This is a genomic window from Wolbachia endosymbiont of Drosophila innubila (assembly GCF_021378375.1).
Lineage (GTDB): Bacteria > Pseudomonadota > Alphaproteobacteria > Rickettsiales > Anaplasmataceae > Wolbachia > Wolbachia pipientis.
This window is the reverse complement of record NZ_CP076228.1, coordinates 817,874-837,639: the sequence shown is the minus strand read 5'-3', so window position 1 is coordinate 837,639 and position 19,766 is coordinate 817,874. Positions and strand designations below refer to the sequence as shown.

Here is a 19,766-nt window from a genome sequence, read left to right as displayed (position 1 = left end):
TGTCATCCCGCTAGCGGGATCTATGTTGAGAGATACCGCGAATGAATCGCGGTATGACGGTTTGTGGCGGTATGACGATAAGACACAAAGCCTAATGGAAAAAACTGCGAACGCCAGTGAAAAACATAGCAATTTTATTTTCATTTGCAGCTTTTATCACATCTTGATCTTTCAGCGAGCCGCCGGGCTGAATTATAGCTGTAATCTCATGTTTTGCACTTTCTACTATGCTATCTGGGAATGGAAAAAATGCATCTGAAGCAAGCACTGCACCTTTACATTTTTCACCTGCTTTTTTCACTGCAATGTTCACACTATCTATTCTGCTTGTTTGCCCTGCACCGATGCCAATAGCACAACCATCTTTTGCTATAACTATTGCGTTGGATTTCACATGCTTACATATTTTCCAGGCAAAAATAAGATCTTTTTTTTCTTTGTCTGTTGCAGTGCATTCTGTTACTTGTTCTGCTTTTATTGTGTGGTCATTATTTTCTTGCACCAAAAACCCACCAACAACATTTTTAGTTTGGTATTTCACATTTTGTTGAAAAGATTTATGAATAATCACTCTTAAATTTTTCTTTCTTTGTAAAATTTTTAGTGCCTCATTGTTTACCGATGGTGCTATCACTACTTCCAAAAATATCTCGTTTAATTTTTCTGCTAGCTTTAAATCTATCTCCCGGTTTAAGGCAACTATACCACCAAAACTGCTTACTTCATCGCACGATAGAGCTTTTTCATATGCCTCCAAAGCATTATTACCAATAGCAGCGCCACATGGGTTATTATGCTTGATTATCACTGCTGCAGGTTCTTCGAATTCAGAAGTTATGTTAAGTGCGGATTCTATATCTACTATATTATTATAACTCAACTCTTTTCCATGTAGTTTTTCCAACGGATATTCTGTAAATTGATTACTATAAAATGCAGCTTTTTGATGGGGATTTTCACCATACCTGAGTTCTTGTACTTTATGCCCGTATAGAGCAAAAAACTCTGGTAACTCATTATTTTTACTCTGGGATAAAAACCAACTGTGAATATTAGAATCGTAGTGTGCAGTGAGAGCAAATGCTTTGGTTGCTAAGTGTTTTCTATATTCCAATGTTGTTTTATTGTTATTTTCTATCATCTCAGCTTTCAGTGCTTCATAGTCTTGAATGCTAGAAATAACTGAAGTAAAACGAAAGTTTTTTGCTGCAGCTCTAATTAACGCCACTCCGCCGATATCAATTTGTTCTATAATTTGCTCTTCATTTGAGCCGCTACTTACTGTCTCCCAAAATGGGTATAGGTTAGTTATAAGCAGTTCTATTGGCTCAATACCTAGATTTTGTATTTCCGTTTTGTGTTTTTCTCTATTGCAAAGTATGCCTCCATGAATTTTGGGGTGTAAAGTTTTTACTCTACCACCCAGTATCTCTGGAAATTGTGTGTAATCTGAGACCTCTTGTGTTTTTATTCCTGCACTAGATAGCACTTTATAAGTATTGCCCGTTGAAAGAATTTCTATTTGTTGCTGCGTTAAAAACGATGCAAGATCAATTATATTCGTTTTATCGTATACTGATATTAAAGCTCTTTTTATTTTCATTTTTATATGGAAAGTTTTTTAAGATTATATCTAAGAAAAGGAAATTTAGCTATTACATTTCTACACTAATTTAAAGCAGCCTATTCTATAAATTTTTTTACCATGCTTGATTTCAAGCCACGAATAAAATCTTCAATACTGCAAGGATTTCTCCCTTCCATTTGTACAACTTTAGGAATTAAAGTGCCACCTTTTAAACTTATGTGCATATTATCGTTAACAATCTTACCTTGTTCTGAAGCGAGAGCTTCAAAGTCAGCATCAAGTATCCTGATACGTTTATTTTCTATCTTAATGAATGCTTTTGGGTAAAACGCTTTAACTTTTCTATAAGCAACTTCACAAGCATCACTTGCATAAATTTTATAGTCTTCCACTTTGTCAGCGTAACATGCATCGTTATCGTTCTGTTTTAAGGGAAGCTGTTTTTCAATTTCGTTTAGCACTTTCAGCAGTAAATCACTGCCTAGCTTAGATAATTTATCATGCAATGTCTTGTAATTATCGTTCTTTTCGATAAGAAATTTTTCCTGTTTTAAAATAGTGCCGGAATCTAATCCTTCATCCAATTGCATAATGCTAACCCCGGTTTCTTGATCTCCTGCTAAAATTGTGTGCTGTATCGGGGCTGCACCACGCCACCTTGGTAGTAATGAAGGATGAATATTAATACAACCATATTTAGGAATATTCAAAATTTCTCTTGGAAGTATCAATCCATACGCGGCAACAACCGCAACGTCTGGCTTGAAATTTCTAAATTTTTCTTGCTCTGCCGAGAACTTTAGAGAGATAGGAGTACATACCTCTATGTTACTTTCTTCAGCGATAACATGTACTGGAGATTTCGTTGGCTTCTGTCCACGCCCCGAAGGTTTTGGAGCCTTGGTGTATACTACCACCACTTCGCTCTTTGATTTCAGTAACAAGCTCAGAGAATTAACAGCAAATCCTGGTGATCCCATGAAAATAATTCTCATGGTGTTTTTGCTTTAAGAATTCTCCGCTAATTTACCACTTACAGTTTCTACTAATTTGGCAAAATCATCCTTATAATTAACTGCCATCTCAGCAAGAATTTTTCTATTTAAATCAATGCCGGCAAGTGTAAGACCATGCATAAACCTACCATAAGTAAGCCCATGCTCTCTTGCTGCTGCATTAATACGTATTATCCATAAGCTACGGAAATCACGTTTACGGGTTCTTCTGTCTCTGTAAGCATATTGCAGTGCTTTTTCAACTCTTTGTAATGCAATTCTATAACAGCTTTTTGCACGCCCTCTATAACCCTTTGCCAGTTTCAATATTTTTTTATGACGAGCGTGAGTAGTGACTCCACGTTTTACCCGAGCCATTTTATTTTACCTCCATTTTGTTAAATACCGTAAGGCATATGAAGCTTAACTATACGCGAGTCAGATTTACCAAGAATCGTTGTACCGCGCTGATTACGAATATTAGATTTACTTCTCTTTACCATGCCATGCCTTTTGCCTGACTGAGTAGAAATAACTTTACCCTTAGCTGTAAGGTGAAAGCGCTTTTTCACAGAAGATTTGGTTTTTAATTTTATTTTCTTCATATTCCAAATAAATTTACAAGCACTACTATTGAGTTCTTTAATAGTAATTAAGCATTAGTATAAATAATTTTATTAAAGAATCAAATTAAAATTGTATATTAAAGGAGTTTAAAAGTAATTACGCCCAATATGTGTGTTATACCTTCTTTATTCCCAAGTGGCAACAATACTTGCCTCATTTTAACACTTTCACTTTCTTCCTCTTCATTGATCGGGCATTTACTCTCTATTACAGTATCAAGTTTATCAATAACTGCATCTATTTTATATAGTCGCAAAAATGGTGCATCAATTGCATACTTATTATCAATGCGCGTCTTTTTCTCAAAACCATAGAATTCAACAGCCTTTTCTCCTGCATTTTCACAAATATAACCTTGATCCTTGACTTCAATGACAAAACAATGCTGCCATGATTCCATTATTTCTGCAGTGTCTATTTCATGCCTTTCTGGCCAATCTCTGTCTGATCTTTTTATGTCATTCCAGTGTTGAGTCACCACATTTGCTATTCTTTTTTCTTTGCCTACATAAATTTCCATTCCAATTTCCACATATAAAACACAGATATGAGGTAAATTTATCGTGAATATATTGATTTTTTCTTACCACAAGGTGCATGTCACTAGAAGTTCTGAGATCTAGAGAGTGGTATTGATTTTATTTCCATTACAACTTATTATTTATAGATAACCTCAATAAAAACGATGAAGCTAAACGAAATCAGAGAAAGATTTATAAAATTTTTTGTAAATAATGACCACGAGCAGGTTTCTTCTTCTCCTTTGATTCCAGAACATGACCCAACGCTCATGTTCACAAATGCTGGTATGGTGCAGTTTAAAAATATTTTTACTGGTGCTCAAAAAACTGAAATGAAACGTGCTGTCTCAAGTCAAAAGTGCCTAAGAGCAGGCGGTAAACACAATGATCTGGAAAATGTTGGCTATACAACTCGGCATCACACATTTTTTGAAATGCTCGGAAATTTTAGCTTCGGTGATTACTTTAAGGAAACTGCGATAGAATTTGCGTGGGAATTTATCACTAAAGAGTTATCTCTTGATAAAAACAGACTATCCATAACCGTCTACCATACTGATGATGAGGCGTACGAGATTTGGCGTAAGATAAGTGGCTTTTCAAGTGATAAAATCATAAGAATTACAACGGATGATAACTTTTGGAGTATGGGAAGCACTGGTCCGTGCGGTCCATGTTCTGAAATTTTTTATGACCATGGGAGTCCTAATTTACAAGAGGGCGATAGAATTGTTGAAATCTGGAATCTGGTATTCATGGAGTTTAACAAAGATGAAGAAGGTAATTTACACAAATTGCCAAAAAAATGCATCGATACTGGAATGGGCCTTGAAAGAATAGCGGCTGTTATGCAAAACGTCCATGATAACTATGATATTGATCTATTTTCTGCTCTGATAAGTAAATCACAAGAGTACTGTGGAAGAACGGAAAATAAAATAGCGCATAAGATCATAGCAGATCATCTTCGCGCGGCTGCATTTCTCATCGCAGAAGGAGTGCTTCCTGGAAATGAGGGCAGGAATTACGTATTACGCAGATTAATTAGGAGAGCCACACGTTATATTCACCTGCTTGGATATAATGATTCCCTACTCCATCGTATTTTTCCAGTGTTGATAGATAGCACGAGTTCGGCTTATATGGGAGCTGAATTAGTCAGAGCTAAAAGCTTAATAGAAACGACGTTAAAATCAGAGGAAGAAAACTTTAAAGACACTTTGATGAAAGGTATCAATCTCCTGGAGAAATTCACTACAGATTTAAAATCGGGCGATACTTTGCCTGGAGAATCAGCGTTTAAGCTATATGACACCTACGGATTTCCTTTGGATATTACACTTGATATTTTAAAAGAGAAAAAAATAAATTTTGACCAGAAGGGTTTTGATGATGCAATGGGAGAACAAAAAGAGAGAGCACGTGCTAAATGGGCTGGATCTGGTGAAAAATCTGTTGAGCAAGTATGGTTTGATTTGATCAATAAATTTGGCAAAACAAAATTTGTTGGTTATGAGTTCAATGAAGTAAGTGATGCGAAAATACTAGCTATAGTTTCCTCTAAAAATGAAGTAATTGATTCTGCAAAGGAGGGAGAAAAGATAACCATTATACTTGATAAAACACCTTTTTATGGCGAGTCAGGTGGACAAGTGGGAGATACTGGCAGTCTGATCAAATCTGATAGAAGTATTATTATAGTCGAGAATACCAATAAGGTTAATGACCTATATTTGCACAGATGCATAGTTAAGTTCGGTTCAATTTGTAAAGGTAACACAGTTGCAGCAAGCATTGACAAGGAAAGAAGGCAAACCTTAAGAAGAAATCATTCAGCTACACATCTTCTGCACTTTACACTCAGAAAAATTCTAGGTGATCATGTCACTCAAAAAGGTTCCCTAGTTGCACCAGATAGACTGAGATTCGACTTCAGCCATAACACTCAAATGACTCAAGATCAGTTGTTTTGGGTAGAGGATATGGTAAACTCTCTAATCAGAGAAAATCTTTCCGCATCTACAAAAATTCAAAGCATGAATCAGGCAATAGACGAAGGAGCTATGGCGTTATTCGGTGAAAAATATGGCAACCAAGTAAGAGTAGTGAAGATTGGAGATTCAAGGGAACTGTGTGGTGGCACACACGTTGAACATACTGGAGAAATTGGTTTGTTTAAGATAGTAACAGAGAGTTCTGTTGCTTTTGGAGTGAGGAGAATTGAAGCTTTAACTGGTCAGGAAGCAATCAATTATGTACGTGATAATGAAATTAACTTAAAAAAAGTTGCAGAATTCGTAAAAGCGCCAGTGAGTGAAATAACAAGCAGATTAAGTATTTTAAGTCAAGAACACAAAAAATCCGAAACCAAAATAAAAAACCTATATAAAAAGCTTGTGAGTGCAGAGAATATAAAAAGCACCGAAATAAATGGAATAAATTTTATAAGCCACACTTTCACTGATATTCCAGCAAATGTAATAAGAGAGTTTGTTTTGCAGCAACAAAAACCAAAAACGGTAATAGCTTTTACGGCAACAGAAAAAGATAAAACAGTCTTGATTATTAAAGTAAGTAAAGACTTAATCAATAAGATTAGCGCAAAAGAACTAATATCCATAGCAGTTAAAAAGAACTGTGGTGGGAATGCTGAACTTGCACAAACAGGCTGTGATAGCAATAAAATAGATGATGCCATTACAGCCATTTATAGCAAAATAACAGCTTCTAAGCACTCTACGTCATACCACCACGAACCGTCATACCGCCGCGGCGCTAACAAGCAGCGGGATACTTAACCATCGTCTACACCGTCATACCGCGATTCATTCGCGGTATCTCTTAGCATAGATCCCGCTAACAGGTAGCGGGATGACGGTTGTCAGGCTAGCTGTCATCCAAGTAGCTCGACTACTTGGATCCAGGAAAAAGAATGGTGTCATGAAAGTAGCTGACACTGATTCCTTTATGATGGTGTCATCCCAGTGCCCAGACACTGGGATCCAGGAAACTTAATTGCAAGTAATGCATTGGATTTGGTGAGTATGGGTTTTGCGTTATAGAATGAAGCACTTTTGGTGAATTTATAAAGAAAGCTGGATCCCAGTGTCAAGCACTGGGATGACAAGGTATAAACCTTATCTTCTCATGCCGCCGCGAACCGTCATACCGCGATTCATTCGCGGTATCTCAGCCGCTAACAAGAGATCCCGCTAACAAGTAGCGGGATGACGGTTGTCGTTCAGCCACAAACATTAAGAAATTTACCAAATGAAAAAAAAGGCAAAAGAAGCCCCGTGGTTATTATCCGCTTTAAAATATTGGCGTTTTTTATGTTTTAAACGCTTGACAAGCAAGATTAAGCTGCTTTTAATTGCAACTAACTTACGCTGCAAATGTTTAAGAAGTTTACTAAGCAGAAAAAAAGACAAAGAATCCCCGAGTTAGCTAGTCTTTTACTATCTCTGTCGAGTATTGGCATTTTTTGATGTCTTGTAACGCTTTATAAGCGCGTTCAGCTTATTTAGATAAAAATCTAGATGTAGATGAAGTTTTGTAAAGACATACAGTATCTATATACTGCAAAAAATTGAACATAAGACGCCGATACATTAAGTAATCCTTACCTTTTAATCTGCAGATTGGCGAAAGCAAATACAATAGCTTCAGTTTCATGATAAGGGGGCTAGCGGAGTTTGTCAAGGAATTCTTATTAAAACTAAAGAGCTCAAATGAAAGGAGGTAAACTCTAAAGTATACATTTAGTAGCGCTTTCTATGAGAGAAATCGTATTACCTATTCCGTAAAGCTTTATGAAAGATCCCATTCTTGGACCGGTTTTTTGGCCAAGTAACGTTTCATATAATAGCTGAAACCAGTCACGTAAGTTGGTGTAATCATATTTTTTTCCAATAGAAAATACCTGAGATTGAATTTCTTCAGCAGTAGCAGTTGTAGATAGAGAATGTAAAGTGTCCTTCAAATCTAGTAACGCTGCTTTTTCTTTTTCATTTGGAGTTTTATATGATTTTGTTGGCTTGATAAAATCGTGATAATACTTTACTGCAAAGTCTGAAAGTCTATCAAGCATTTTATTATTTTCTGGTGTAACGTTTGGTGCATAAGAGGATATAAAACCCCATAGGATCTCTTTGTTTTCAGCATTACAAGCTGCTGCTAGGTTTAAAAGTAGTGAGAAATTTATGCCTGAAGTTTCTATACTGGGAACATTGCCCTGGTGAATGTGCCAAGCAGGATTATTTATATCCTTTTCTTTGTTCTCATGATAACGCTTTACAAATTCTAAATATTCATCAGTTGATTTTGGTATCACATCAAAATATAAACGTTTAGCTTTTTTAGGACTCTGAAAAATGTACAATGCTAAGCTCTCTGTTGGTGCGTAAGTTAGCCACTCTTCAATTGAAATGCCATTTCCTTTTGATTTTGATATTTTCTTTCCTTCTTTATCAAGGAAAAGCTCGTAGCAAAACAGAAGTGGTGGCTTTTCTCCAAGTATTTCACATATTTGACTTGAAAGCACAGCAGATGGAGTTAAATCTTTTCCGTGAGCTTCGTAATTTACTCCAAATGCGGCCCACCTCATTCCCCAATCAGGTTTCCATTGCAGTTTACATTTTCCTTTTGTCACTGGAACTTCTATTTTTTCCCCGTTTGGGTCTTCATATGTGATTGTTCCTTTCTCTGTATTTGTTTCAATTACTGGAACTTGTAAAACTTGAGAAGTTTTTGGGCATATTGGCAAGAATGGACTATAAGTCTGCTGTCTTTCTTCCCGAAATGATGGAAGCATTACGTCCATCACTTTATCATAATTTTTCAGTAAGAGTAAAAGTTTTTCATCGTAAACGCCAGATTTATAACACTCTGTTGCACTCCTGAACTCGTATTCAAATTCAAACATATCAAGAAATTTACACAACAATGAATTCATATGATGACCATAACTCTGATGAGTGCCAAATGGATCAGGTATCATAGTCAATGGTTTATTTAAGTGCTCTCTTAGCATCTCTTGATTTGGCACATTATCTGGTATTTTTCGCAAACCATCCATATCATCTGAAACTGCAATGATTTTGGTTTTTATACCAGGAGCTATTTTTTTTAATGCATTTACAATAACTGTAGTGCGGAAAACCTCTCCAAAGGTTCCTATGTGGGGTAAACCAGAGGGTCCATAACCAGTTTCAAATATTATTTCTTTTTTATTAGGAAACTCTTGCAATATTTTTTCTGCTTCTTGAAATGGCCAATTTGTCATTATCGGGATTAAATAATGTATCTTAACTTAAAGTGCTACTAGTTTCAATGGATTTTTAATATAATGATATAGTATTAGTGTTAGAGCTATTATTAGAAGGTTAAAGATATGTCCACAGGTAGTATACAAACAGATCAATTATTTAAAGGTCTTACAAGACCTGCAATGCTCTTTGGTGTGAGTTATATGTTTGCAATATTAAACGTCCTGATTTGCATGCTAATTTTCATTAATTCAAATGATTTAAGAGTGATTCTCTTAATGTTACCAGGTATACATGGACTTGGTTATATAGCTTCTGCAAAAGAACCGTTGTTTATTGAATTATTTATGGTAAAATTGGAAAAGTGCTCGAAATGTTTAAATCGTTTTTACCATGGAGCCAATTCTTATGATATTGCTTAACGTTGTGTGATGCTGAGGTTTAGGGCTATTCAATCAAAGAATAAATCTACTCTGAACAGGGAAGTTCACGCTGCTGAATTTATTCCTTATTCTTGCTATTGGAATAGCACAACCTTGATGACAAAAGAAAACTGGTTGGTTAAGGTTATAAAATTAAGTGGTTTTGCATTTGAAACTGCCGATGACGAGGATTTAGTCATACAGAACAACATCAGGAATCAGATGCTAAGAAGCATTTCATCTCCGGCATTTAGTTTGTATTTTCATACTATCAGACGTAAGAAAAATATTTTTTCTGATGAATTTGCAAGTCAAGGTTTGCCGAATTTTTTCGCTAATCACGTAAATCTAAAATGGAGAGAAAAACACGCAACAAGGCAATCATTTATTAATGACCTATACATTACGATTATCCGTAGAGCGGACACAAAAGGAGTAGAATTTTTGTCACATCTACTAAAAAAATTCGGACATGTAACTTCAAAACATGCTTGGGAAAGTGATATACGTGCCACGTATGAAGATTTAGAGGAAACGACAAATCGTGTAGTGACAAGCCTTAGAAATTATTCGCCTAAAATTCTTGGAGTAAAAGAAACTCCAGATGGTTTGTTCTGCGAAATAATGGAGTTTCTATCTAGAATCGTAAATTGTGGATTCGTTACAAATACGCTTTTTCCGCTAAGAACTGAAATATCAAGGTACTTACCAGTACATAGGTTATTCTTTGGCCGTAAGATGATACAGGTTGTGACTCATAATGAGAGTAAATATGCTGGAATAATTAGTATCAAAGAATATGGAAATCATACTTCTGCAGGAATGCTTGATTCGTTTTTACAACTTCCTTACGAGTTTATAATTACGCAATCTTTTCAATTTATAAACAGGCAAATGGCGATTGGAAAAATGCAGATACAGCAAAATCGAATGATACAGTCTGCAGATAAAGCTATTTCTCAAATAGCAGAAATTTCTCAAGCGCTTGATGACGCAATGAGTGGTAAGATTGCGTTTGGTCAACATCACCTGACTATTTTATGTATAGAAAAAAGTCCTAAATCATTGGATAACGCTCTGTCGTTGGTAGAATCAGAGCTTTCTAATTGCGGTGTTTACCCTATACGTGAGAGAGTTAACCTTGAACCAGCATTTTGGGCGCAAATTCCTGGTAATTTCGATTATATAGTGAGAAAAGCTACAATAAGTAGTCTTAATTTGGCTGGATTTGCATCTCAACATAATTATCCTACTGGTAATAAATTCAATAACCACTGGGGAGATGCCGTTACAGTTTTTGACACGACATCTGGTACTCCATTTTTTTTCAACTTTCATATAAGGGATGTTGGACACACTATGATAATTGGCCCAACTGGTGCTGGTAAAACTGTTTTAATGAATTTCCTGTGTGCCCAAGCGATGAAGTTTTCTCCAAGGATATTCTTTTTTGATAAAGATCGCGGTGCAGAGATTTTCTTAAGAGCACTTAGTGGTATCTATACTGTAATAGAACCAAGAACTAAAACAAATTTTAATCCTTTACAACTTGATGATACCTCTGATAATAGAACATTTTTAATGGAGTGGATAAAGTCTTTAATTTCGGTATATAATGATAAATTTACTTCAGAAGATATTGCACGAATTAATGATGCAATTGAAGGAAATTTTAAATTAAGAAAAGAAGACAGATTCTTGAGAAACCTCGTACCGTTTTTAGGGCTTGCAGGTCCTGATACTCTAGCTGGGGCAATATCTATGTGGCATGATAATGGTTCTCATGCTGCAATATTTGACAATAAAGAAGATTTGCTAGATTTTTCACGAGCAAGAGTATTTGGTTTTGAGATGGCTAGCTTGCTCAAAGATCCTGTTGCTCTTGGACCGGTCTTGATTTATTTATTTCATAGGATTAGTATATCTCTTGATGGCACTCCATCTATTATCGTTCTTGATGAGGCATGGGCGTTAATAGATAATCCAGTTTTTGCACCCAAGATAAAAGACTGGTTGAAGGTACTGAGAAAACTAAATGCTTTTGTGATTTTTGCTACTCAGAGTGTTGAGGATGCAAGTAAAAGTACTATTAGCGATACGCTTGTACAACAAACAGCGACACAGATTTTTTTACCAAATCTGAAAGCTACTAGTGTCTATCGGGATGTTTTTATGTTAACTGAACGTGAATATATATTAATTAAGCACACAGATCCGAGTACTAGATTCTTTTTGGTGAAACAAGGAGTCAATGCTGTAGTAGCTAGAATAGACTTAAAAGGCCTGGATGATATAATCAACGTATTATCCGGACGTGCAGAAAGTGTTCTATTGTTACACGATATATTAAATGAAGTTGGGGACAACCCAAAAGTATGGTTGCCTATATTTTATCAGAAGGTAAAAAATGTTTAAGACTAAGCTGTCATTGCTATTAATTGCGATATTTTTACTAAATATAGACTTTTTACTCTCATATCCAGTGCTTGCAGATGGAGTAAGTGGTACTGACAAGACAGAATTTGTTAGCAGATTTAATTCCACTGGCAGTTTTAGTCGTGCCTCTAATCCTGATTGTGGAGCGTTTAAAACAGCTGCAGCACTTGCTGGAATAGCGATTGCTGTTGGCGCAATATTTACTGGCATTGTTTTGATCGTTTCTTCTGCTGGTTTGTTTACCGCTCTTGTTATTGTTGGAATGATAGCTGCAATTGTTGGAGTCTGGAAAGCGATAGGAGGGCTTGTTGTTTGTGAACATAGTTTTGTTAAACACCCAGTTGCACGTGATCATGATGGAAAATACAAAAATTTTAAATTAGAAGACACAGGTTATAGTGGCTGCACCAATGAAAATTACCAAACAGAAGAGGAATATTTTTCTTGTTTGCAAAATAAAGCTCGGGAAGACGTGAACAAAAAAGATTATGACGGGAAAAGAGCAGAAAAAGAAGCCTTAAATTCTAACGTTCAGGAGAGTACAGAGAGTTATTACTGGCCAAAAAATGGTGTGCAATACAGTGAATATATAGAAGTATGTCATCGAAACCCTTTAACTTTTGGTAATCTTTTTAATAAGGTAGACTTTAATTCCAGAGGAAAACCTGGATACATAGACTTTGATGTCAGGGAGAAAGACACGGGATACGTAGATGGGTCATGGTCCTCGAAGGTTGATGGTGGTCTGGAATGTAGAGTTCTCAAAGCAGGACAGAGCGAACCCATACATGGAGCTACATTCAAAGCAGTGAGAAAAACGGGCAGATTATGTGTGGAGTTAGCCAGTGTTAGCATGCTTGGTATCGAAATGACTCCTTGGCCGCAAGGGATTGATATGGGGTGCACGGAATTGCCACCTGACCCACTTGCTCCTATGTGTGAAAAATCTGTGATGATATTCAAAAATAAAGATGGTACAGGAGAGGAAAAAGTTCCTATTGGTAATAATGATGACTATAAAACTATTATCAGATCTAAAGAAAAAAGACTCAACGGACAAGGGGGGAAAATTTTTGTAGGTTATGATAATGCTGGCTGTTTTAGCTCGTATGTTTCTGAAGCTTGTTATAACCAGGCAGGGAGTAAATCATTAGCTCCTATTCCCGTAACTTCTATGATAGTGCAATGCATTAAGGAATCGTTAGATAATTTAGTTGCAGGTAAAGGTGCACCAAATGGTGAGAGTTTTATATCTGTAGCACAGAAAAGGCTGAAAAACACTGTAACTGCTGTTTTAGTTTTAGCTTTAATACTGTTCTCTATAAAAGCCATGTCTGGTGGAGTTCAGAGGCCTCAAGAAATGTATATGTTGATCATAAAATTCGCTTTAGTGATTTACTTCACAACAGGCAGTACCATGTCTCATTATTATGGAGAATTAACTCGTCTCTCAAATGGTTTGTCAGAGATAGTGCTAAAAGCATCATCTGAAAGTAAAGGCATATGTAATTATAAAGCAGGTACAGATTATGAATATACTCGTGCAGGAAAGAGGGTATCTTACAGTTATCTTGCACCTTGGGATAGGCTTGATTGTAGAATTTTATTTTATTTAGGTGCCCCTTTAGATGGAATTGGTGGCAAAATTGGTACTGGAGGTGTTGCAACGTTAGCAGTCTTGCTTGGTGCTGCTCCTGTCTTATTAGTTGCAGGTTCGGTAATCGGTATTATTTTTGCTGGTGGACAAATTTTAGTAGCTCTTGTCTGTATATTTATGGCCGTTCTGATGATGATGGCTATTTTGTGGCTGTGCTATGTATTTATTTTATCTCTAGTTGCTTTAAGTGTAATCATCATTTTATCACCTTTGTTCATTCCTATGGTTTTATTCCAACACACCAAAGGATATTTTGAAGGCTGGGTGAAAGAGTTGATTACCTATAGCTTATACCCGGTTATCCTTTTTGCGTTTTTGTCCTTTATGTTCATAGCATGTGATAAAATCTATTTTAAAAATTTAAATTTTGAACTGGACGAGTCATATAAAAATGAACAACCGGACAAGTCATATGAAAAGAAACAAGCAGAAATCTCATATAGTAAGAAAAAACAGTGGTTTAAATTGAAAGATGGGGAATGTGATAAAAATGAAACTACTCTTGCATGTATGATGCAAAATTATAGCTTTAAAAAGAGCAGCATACTTGGTCTATTCGACTTTACATACATGGAGTTTGGCAGCTCTCTCATCGGAGAATTATTAAAATTGTGTTTAGTATTATTCCTCTTTTACCACTTTTTAAACATTCTTCCTGGCATGGCTGCTGAACTTGCTGGTAACCATAGAGCAGCACTTGGCTCAGGTCAGACACCTGGACAAATAGTGGGCAAAGCTTTATCTGCTGCCAAAGCTGCTGCTGGGGGTGTTGCTGGAGTTGCTGATGCTGCTGCTAAGAAGTTGAGTGGTGGAGACAAGAGTAAATCTCGAGGTTCTGGTTCTAGTAGCTCCGAGAGTGTTAACAAAAGCACTGAATGAGTTGGATTTATGCTAAAATTTTTGCTGATAATACCGTTTTTTTTTCTGTCAGGCTGCGGGGAACATCACTGTATTAAGCCAGAAAATTTATCAGGTTTGCGTGAAAAACTAGATATAGTGTCAACAGAGCAGAAATGGGTTGATTCTGGTGTTAATATCTCAGATAGAATAAGAGTAACAGAGATTGATATAGTGCCTAGTAAGGTTAATTTTTGTCCTAAGCAGTATGCAGATTTTGCAATTGGGCCTGGGAGAAATGACGTTGCATTACCATTTGCACTTAAAAAAGGCGATACGATAAGCTTTAGTGTGATTGGAAGTAAAGTGTGTAAAGATAAAGAGAGTGAGACAAAAATCAGGTATTTGAAAATCGACGAAAAGTGTAGCGAGCAAGAAACGGAACATTTTGCACATGTTTTAAATCAAGAGAAATGCCAAGGTGGCAAGGATGAGATATGTCCTAATAAATATATAATAGGCGATGCGCAATGGTTGAGTGGAAGAGAGTACTGGTTTTCGAAGTTAGATCAAGATGAAAGAAAAAAGGAAATTGAAAATATTATTAACTCTATAAAACAAGGAGAGAATATAGATTGCAGTAAGCTTTCAGAGAGCAGTGCAAGTAAGATAGATACGCACATTTTAAATTCACTCTGTAGACGTATATGTAAATTTTCTTCTGGTCGTAGAGGCGAGGATTGCGTGTATATTGAATATAATAATATAGAAATTGAGCTATTCAATGCTTTAAATTCTAGTGGTGAATCTGTTGTTGCTGAAATTATTAGTAACGTATTAAAGGGAAAACAGGTAAAAACTGACATTACATTTCTAAAAGTTGGTATGGATAATGAAACTCTTGAACACATTCCAGGTGGTGGTTTATGTACTAGTTGTGATCATAGGATGGAGAATGACCATCAAATACCAAGTTTAACTTTTAGTCTATGTAGCAGAAATGACAAGAGCTGCTACAATACAAATGACAAAGGCGGGTTCAACATAAGAGTAACGAAGAACCATAGTCTGGAAAATAGCTTGTATATAAGTGTTTCCGATAAATTCCCTGAGCATAAGCCTGGTGAAAATCAAGCGGATATATCTGTAGATATCAGCAAAGTTCATGACATGGAAAACTTGAAAGGAAAATTAAAAGACAAAACAGGCACCATATATTACGGAATAAGAGACCATGGCTGCGATTACAAAAATGAAGGTCAATTTAGTATTAACCTAACAACTAAAGAGCCACCTACAAAAACTTTTAGTGCAATATATAATTTCTTTGATGAAAAAGTGAAAACTGCATTTTTCGGCTCTAATTATAAAGACCCTAACGCAATTCACTCTGATACTAGTCCTGTAAAGTCTCTTTACGAAAGTTTTATAAAATCAAGCAGAACAAATACCATTAGATCTACTATAATATCACTATTAGTACTATATATAATCTTATATACTCTTTATTACTTTTTTGGATTAACTCATATTTCTATATATGAGTTTTTAATTATATGCGTAAAGATAGGAATCATCGCCCAGCTATTGCAGGATAATAGCTGGGACTTTTTTTATAACAACGCATTCTCTATATTTATTAACACTCCAAAACAACTAATAGAAATAGCAAATTTTAGAGGCACTACTTCAAATGTTTTTGAGTTTCTTGATTTGCCGCTCAATAGGTTCTTGTCATCGCATTCAGTATTGTTAATAGTATCTCTTATATTTTCTGGCCCTTTGGGCATTGTATCTTTTTGCTTGGTGATTTGGGGTTTAATCACAGTGAGCTTATCTATTTTTAATGCCTTATTTTCTTTTATTACATCTATAGCAATAGTTGCGTTATTGCTTTCTTTAGCACCTATTTTTATTATTTGTCTTTTATTTGCGTATACTAGGCAGATGTTTCACAACTGGGTTAAAAATTTAGCAAGATTTGCGATTCATCCAGTAGTGCTTTTAATTTTTATATCACTGATAAGCCAGGTTATGGATTATATTGTGTATTCAATATTTGATTTTGAGGTCTGCTCTACATGTATACTTAATATTAACTTAAAGATTTTTAACCCTTGTATTTTTTATGGTTATGCTTCCAAATATACACCTAATATTACCGCTATGATGGCTTTTGTTATTTTGGGACACGCTATGAAAGCTTTAGTTGAAGCTTCTTCGACAATATCTGACTCGTTGTTTGGTGCTTATGTAGCAAGCGAACCTGGAAGACAGTATCAACAAAGCTTAATGGGAACAGTAGGGTTAGATGAACAAAGCGTTCAAAGAAGAGAAAGAGGAGGTGCTTCTCAACAGTCAGGTACGTCAAGACCTCAAATACCACAAGGGACTCAAAGGTCAACGCCTCAGATACCACCACCAGGAAGACAGCAATGATAAGTAAAAGATCACTATTGTTGATACTGTGTCTTGCAATCACTGGTTGTAACATGGATTGTGTCGAACCTGGGTTGCAGAGCAGAAACACTAGTGTTAACGTGGATGTTCCAGTTCATAAAGCTGGTGAAGAAGTTAAAATTCATTGGGTTGATTCTGGTCAAGTAATTAGTAAGGGTGAGGAAATCAAATTCACCCTCGATGGATCAGTAAATTTTTGCCCTTTTAAAGAAGACAAAAATCCAAGGAAAGTACTTGTGCCAGTTAGCTTTTGTGCTGATGGCTCAGAACCAAATTATAGTAAAGCTGCAAATATTAACGATGTGCCTAATAATTATGGCGTTGATGAAAAAGGCGTAAATAAAAACGAATTGTGCGGTGGTAAAGGATTTGGCAGCAATAGACGTTATGTAGACACTGGAATTAAAGTAAATCCTGGTGATAAGTTAAGCTTTAGCTTAGTTCCCAGAAAAATAACAATTGATTATGACAATCCAGGAGGGAAAGGTATCAGCTTTGATGACAATTGTTATAGAGCTGAAGAAGGAGGTGAAAAAGTGTCAGAAAGTGAAATATTGAATGTTAGCAAGCAAGAGGGAGAGGAATTTTTTTGTGAGGGCAAGGATGGAAAGAGAAATAAAATAAAATTTTTACCTCTTGATAAAACAAAAGCAAAGGAAAGCAAAGTGCTAGTTGGCAATGGGTACACTCCATATGATAATAAGGTACATTTTAATAAAGGTTATGTTAAAAACAACGAACCATGGATACATGGCTCGCTGTTCGATTTACGCCGAGCTAAAATAGGATTGAATGAGTTATGTGATGGAAAAAACTGTAGTTTGGATGAGAAAAAAAAGTACAGTTCTTATGAGCTTAATTGTTACTATCAGAATATATGCTATACTAGAAAAGGTATATGGAACTATGATTCAGGTCGAGCAGGAGAACGGAACTGTGTCTCCTCTATAAGGTATAAGAAGTACGATAAAGGAAATAAATGTGATATGTATTCTTATCTAGAAAAAATGGAAGGGAATGTTAAAGCAGGTAGTTTTACTGAAGATGATAAATCTTGGGCTGAGGCTCTTGTTGCAAAAATTGGTGATCTTGGTGATCAAGATACTGATAAAGGTATGCAATGTCTTCCAGATAATGAAGTAGGTGCAAGAAAGGATAATGTGTGTTCGCAAATTAGTGACAATTTCGAGGATTTTTCTCTGAAATTAAATAGTGACTATGCAGTAAATGACAATGTAAAATATGGTAGTAGTGTGATGCTTGCTATAGCAGATTATGGTTACTATGGAGCTAATAGGGGCGGGTACCATGTTAAAGTGACTAGATCGTGTGAATATATCAATGGTGAAAAACTGTATGTGTATTTGGGTGATAACCCGCCAGGGGATCCATCTGCTCCAAAGACTAATGATTTCAAAAAAGTAGAGCACTTAGATAAAACAAAGGATAAGGTATATTATATAATAGATGGAGGTCTTTTAACAGATGAATGCAAAGACAAAAAACCTATAACAGATGAATGCAAACCTAAGAAGATATATTTCGGCATCAATGTAAGCAACGTAGAGAAAGATGACATTACGGACAAAAATGGCAAATATTACGAAAACAATAAGTATAGTGTAACTTTATTTGTCAAAAGAAAAATTAATGATTTTATTTCATCGAATGTAAACGGGGTATTTAAATTTATAAAAGAAGAAGTAATTGGGGACAGCGTTAAAGATTCATACAAAGGATATGCAAGAGGTCTTCTTCAGGGGGTAAGAGCTTTACTTACTCTATACGTTATATTTACTGTCATTGGCTATATGCTTGGAACAATACAGCTAAGTAAATTTGATTTCATTGTAAGAATGTTCAAGATAGCATTTATAGCTTTTGCCTTTAGCGATAGAAGCTGGGAACTTTTTGGTACAACTTTATCCAGACTTTTTATAGATGGTAGCACTTATTTGGTTGATAGCTTTTCTGGCTATATAGGGGAAGGGGGGAGAAAATTTGCATTCTTAGACTTGACAGTAGGAGTATTATTCACAGCAGAAACTTGGTTAAAGTTTTTATCATTGATGCTCTCTGGTCCTTTTGGCTTTATTGCATTTTTGGCAATACTCTACGCTACTTTTATGTTCTTAAAATGCATTATTAGCGCTACGTTTAAATATGTAATATCTACTGTTCTAGTGGCGTTTTTACTGTCATTAACACCTTTATTTATCGTATTTATTCTATTTCAAAAGACTAAACCCTTGTTTGATAATTGGATAAAAACGTTGGCTCATGTTTCATTAGAACCAGTCATTTTATTTTCATTTTTATCTCTTTTAAATCAGTTGATGTATTCAGTTTTATATAACCTCACAAATTTTTCTGTATGCTATCAATGTTTAATTAGCGTAAATTTCTTATCGTATGATCTGTGCTTGATGAAATCAATACTGCCTCTTGGATACAGTCCTGGCACTAGCGTTGATGTTGCACTCAGTACCGGAGAAAGGGCTGGTGGACACTTTGCAGCATTACCTATAGACCTAATCCAGGCGTTTATATACCTCATTATTGCCGGTGCAATGGAAGCTTTTGTTTCTATATCGGAAACTATGGTACAAACACTATTTAGCTCTGGTTATGGAGTTACTGGCGGTGTTGGTACAGTTGCTAAGAGCGCATCGCAAGCTATGCTGTCAACCGTTGGCCTTGATGATAAGACCCAAAGTATGATACAGAGTATCAAGCAGAAAATGAGTAAAGATCGGGGAAAAATTGAGGCTAAATTACCTAACACGCCAAAGCAACCAGACAAAAAAGAAGATTCTAAAGGAAGTTCTGATAAAACAACGAGTGATAGACCTGAAACATTAAAACAATCAGATCAGCAAAAAATTCTGATGAAACAATAAGAAGTGATCCTAGTGCTAAAGCTAAAAACAAGGAAGAAAATGGAGAGGAGTAAGAT

General features: G+C 35.7%; 13 protein-coding genes. 6 read left to right on the top strand and 7 right to left on the bottom strand.

The features are described from left to right. Positions 1-91 precede the first annotated feature (91 nt). The 5 genes from purH to J4T77_RS04485 form a co-directional block, all read right to left on the bottom strand. Entirely contained in the window at positions 92-1,603 is a 1,512-nt protein-coding gene (gene purH / locus J4T77_RS04505) for a bifunctional phosphoribosylaminoimidazolecarboxamide formyltransferase/IMP cyclohydrolase (protein ID WP_010082407.1), read from the bottom strand. 80 nt (positions 1,604-1,683) lie between these two features. Continuing rightward, positions 1,684-2,583 (bottom strand): methionyl-tRNA formyltransferase, encoded by a 900-nt coding sequence (gene fmt, locus J4T77_RS04500; protein ID WP_190321376.1) that lies wholly within the window; start codon positions 2,581-2,583, stop codon positions 1,684-1,686. 12 nt (positions 2,584-2,595) lie between these two features. Next, positions 2,596-2,961 carry a 50S ribosomal protein L20 gene (gene rplT / locus J4T77_RS04495; protein ID WP_006279340.1) on the bottom strand — a complete coding sequence of 122 codons (366 nt, stop codon included), beginning with the start codon at positions 2,959-2,961 and terminating at the stop codon, positions 2,596-2,598. Positions 2,962-2,981: 20 nt separating this feature from the next. Further along, on the bottom strand, positions 2,982-3,188 hold the full coding sequence (gene rpmI, locus J4T77_RS04490) for a 50S ribosomal protein L35 (protein WP_007548610.1): 207 nt from the start codon (positions 3,186-3,188) through the stop codon (positions 2,982-2,984). 98 nt (positions 3,189-3,286) lie between these two features. Further along, positions 3,287-3,730: a PAS domain-containing protein gene (locus J4T77_RS04485; RefSeq protein ID WP_065094412.1), complete on the bottom strand. Its 444-nt coding sequence runs from the start codon at positions 3,728-3,730 to the stop codon at positions 3,287-3,289. A 165-nt stretch (positions 3,731-3,895) separates the two neighbouring features. Between J4T77_RS04485 and alaS the strand changes: the two genes are divergently transcribed. Next, entirely contained in the window at positions 3,896-6,529 is a 2,634-nt protein-coding gene (gene alaS, locus J4T77_RS04480) for an alanine--tRNA ligase (protein ID WP_010082404.1), read from the top strand. A gap of 167 nt (positions 6,530-6,696) precedes the next feature. Here alaS and J4T77_RS07410 read toward each other — a convergent pair whose 3' ends face one another. Then, on the bottom strand, positions 6,697-6,858 hold the full coding sequence (locus J4T77_RS07410) for a hypothetical protein (RefSeq protein ID WP_010962888.1): 162 nt from the start codon (positions 6,856-6,858) through the stop codon (positions 6,697-6,699). 621 nt (positions 6,859-7,479) lie between these two features. Continuing rightward, complete coding sequence (locus J4T77_RS04470) at positions 7,480-9,015, bottom strand: lysine--tRNA ligase (RefSeq protein WP_010082403.1); 1,536 nt, start codon at positions 9,013-9,015, stop codon at positions 7,480-7,482. 108 nt (positions 9,016-9,123) lie between these two features. Between J4T77_RS04470 and J4T77_RS04465 the strand changes: the two genes are divergently transcribed. From J4T77_RS04465 to J4T77_RS04445, 5 genes are read left to right on the top strand one after another with little or no spacing between them, the layout of a single operon-like run. After that, positions 9,124-9,420: a type IV secretion system protein VirB3 gene (locus tag J4T77_RS04465; protein ID WP_038199158.1), complete on the top strand. Its 297-nt coding sequence runs from the start codon at positions 9,124-9,126 to the stop codon at positions 9,418-9,420. Between the two features lie 9 nt (positions 9,421-9,429). After that, complete coding sequence (locus tag J4T77_RS04460) at positions 9,430-11,835, top strand: VirB4 family type IV secretion/conjugal transfer ATPase (protein ID WP_010962886.1); 2,406 nt, start codon at positions 9,430-9,432, stop codon at positions 11,833-11,835. After that, positions 11,828-14,392 carry a TrbL/VirB6 family protein gene (locus tag J4T77_RS04455; protein ID WP_190321373.1) on the top strand — a complete coding sequence of 855 codons (2,565 nt, stop codon included), beginning with the start codon at positions 11,828-11,830 and terminating at the stop codon, positions 14,390-14,392. Before J4T77_RS04460 ends, J4T77_RS04455 begins: the two co-directional genes overlap by 8 nt. A gap of 9 nt (positions 14,393-14,401) precedes the next feature. Beyond that, on the top strand, positions 14,402-16,789 hold the full coding sequence (locus J4T77_RS04450) for a TrbL/VirB6 family protein (protein ID WP_190321372.1): 2,388 nt from the start codon (positions 14,402-14,404) through the stop codon (positions 16,787-16,789). Continuing rightward, entirely contained in the window at positions 16,786-19,710 is a 2,925-nt protein-coding gene (locus tag J4T77_RS04445; RefSeq protein WP_190321371.1) for a TrbL/VirB6 family protein, read from the top strand. The genes J4T77_RS04450 and J4T77_RS04445 overlap by 4 nt, the downstream gene beginning before the upstream one ends. The last annotated feature ends 56 nt before the right edge of the window (positions 19,711-19,766 follow it).

What these genes read in the sequence shown, in the direction of transcription:
- alaS (WP_010082404.1), top strand. Translation starts at nt 3,896, where the DNA reads ATGAAGCTAAACGAAATCAGAGAAAGATTTATAAAATTTTTTGTAAAT.
- J4T77_RS04470 (WP_010082403.1), bottom strand. Translation starts at nt 9,015, where the DNA reads ATGACAAATTGGCCATTTCAAGAAGCAGAAAAAATATTGCAAGAGTTT.
- J4T77_RS04455 (WP_190321373.1), top strand. Translation starts at nt 11,828, where the DNA reads ATGTTTAAGACTAAGCTGTCATTGCTATTAATTGCGATATTTTTACTA.
- J4T77_RS04460 (WP_010962886.1), top strand. Translation starts at nt 9,430, where the DNA reads ATGCTGAGGTTTAGGGCTATTCAATCAAAGAATAAATCTACTCTGAAC.
- rplT (WP_006279340.1), bottom strand. Translation starts at nt 2,961, where the DNA reads ATGGCTCGGGTAAAACGTGGAGTCACTACTCACGCTCGTCATAAAAAA.
- J4T77_RS04445 (WP_190321371.1), top strand. Translation starts at nt 16,786, where the DNA reads ATGATAAGTAAAAGATCACTATTGTTGATACTGTGTCTTGCAATCACT.
- fmt (WP_190321376.1), bottom strand. Translation starts at nt 2,583, where the DNA reads ATGAGAATTATTTTCATGGGATCACCAGGATTTGCTGTTAATTCTCTG.
- rpmI (WP_007548610.1), bottom strand. Translation starts at nt 3,188, where the DNA reads ATGAAGAAAATAAAATTAAAAACCAAATCTTCTGTGAAAAAGCGCTTT.
- J4T77_RS04485 (WP_065094412.1), bottom strand. Translation starts at nt 3,730, where the DNA reads ATGGAAATTTATGTAGGCAAAGAAAAAAGAATAGCAAATGTGGTGACT.
- purH (WP_010082407.1), bottom strand. Translation starts at nt 1,603, where the DNA reads ATGAAAATAAAAAGAGCTTTAATATCAGTATACGATAAAACGAATATA.
- J4T77_RS04465 (WP_038199158.1), top strand. Translation starts at nt 9,124, where the DNA reads ATGTCCACAGGTAGTATACAAACAGATCAATTATTTAAAGGTCTTACA.
- J4T77_RS04450 (WP_190321372.1), top strand. Translation starts at nt 14,402, where the DNA reads ATGCTAAAATTTTTGCTGATAATACCGTTTTTTTTTCTGTCAGGCTGC.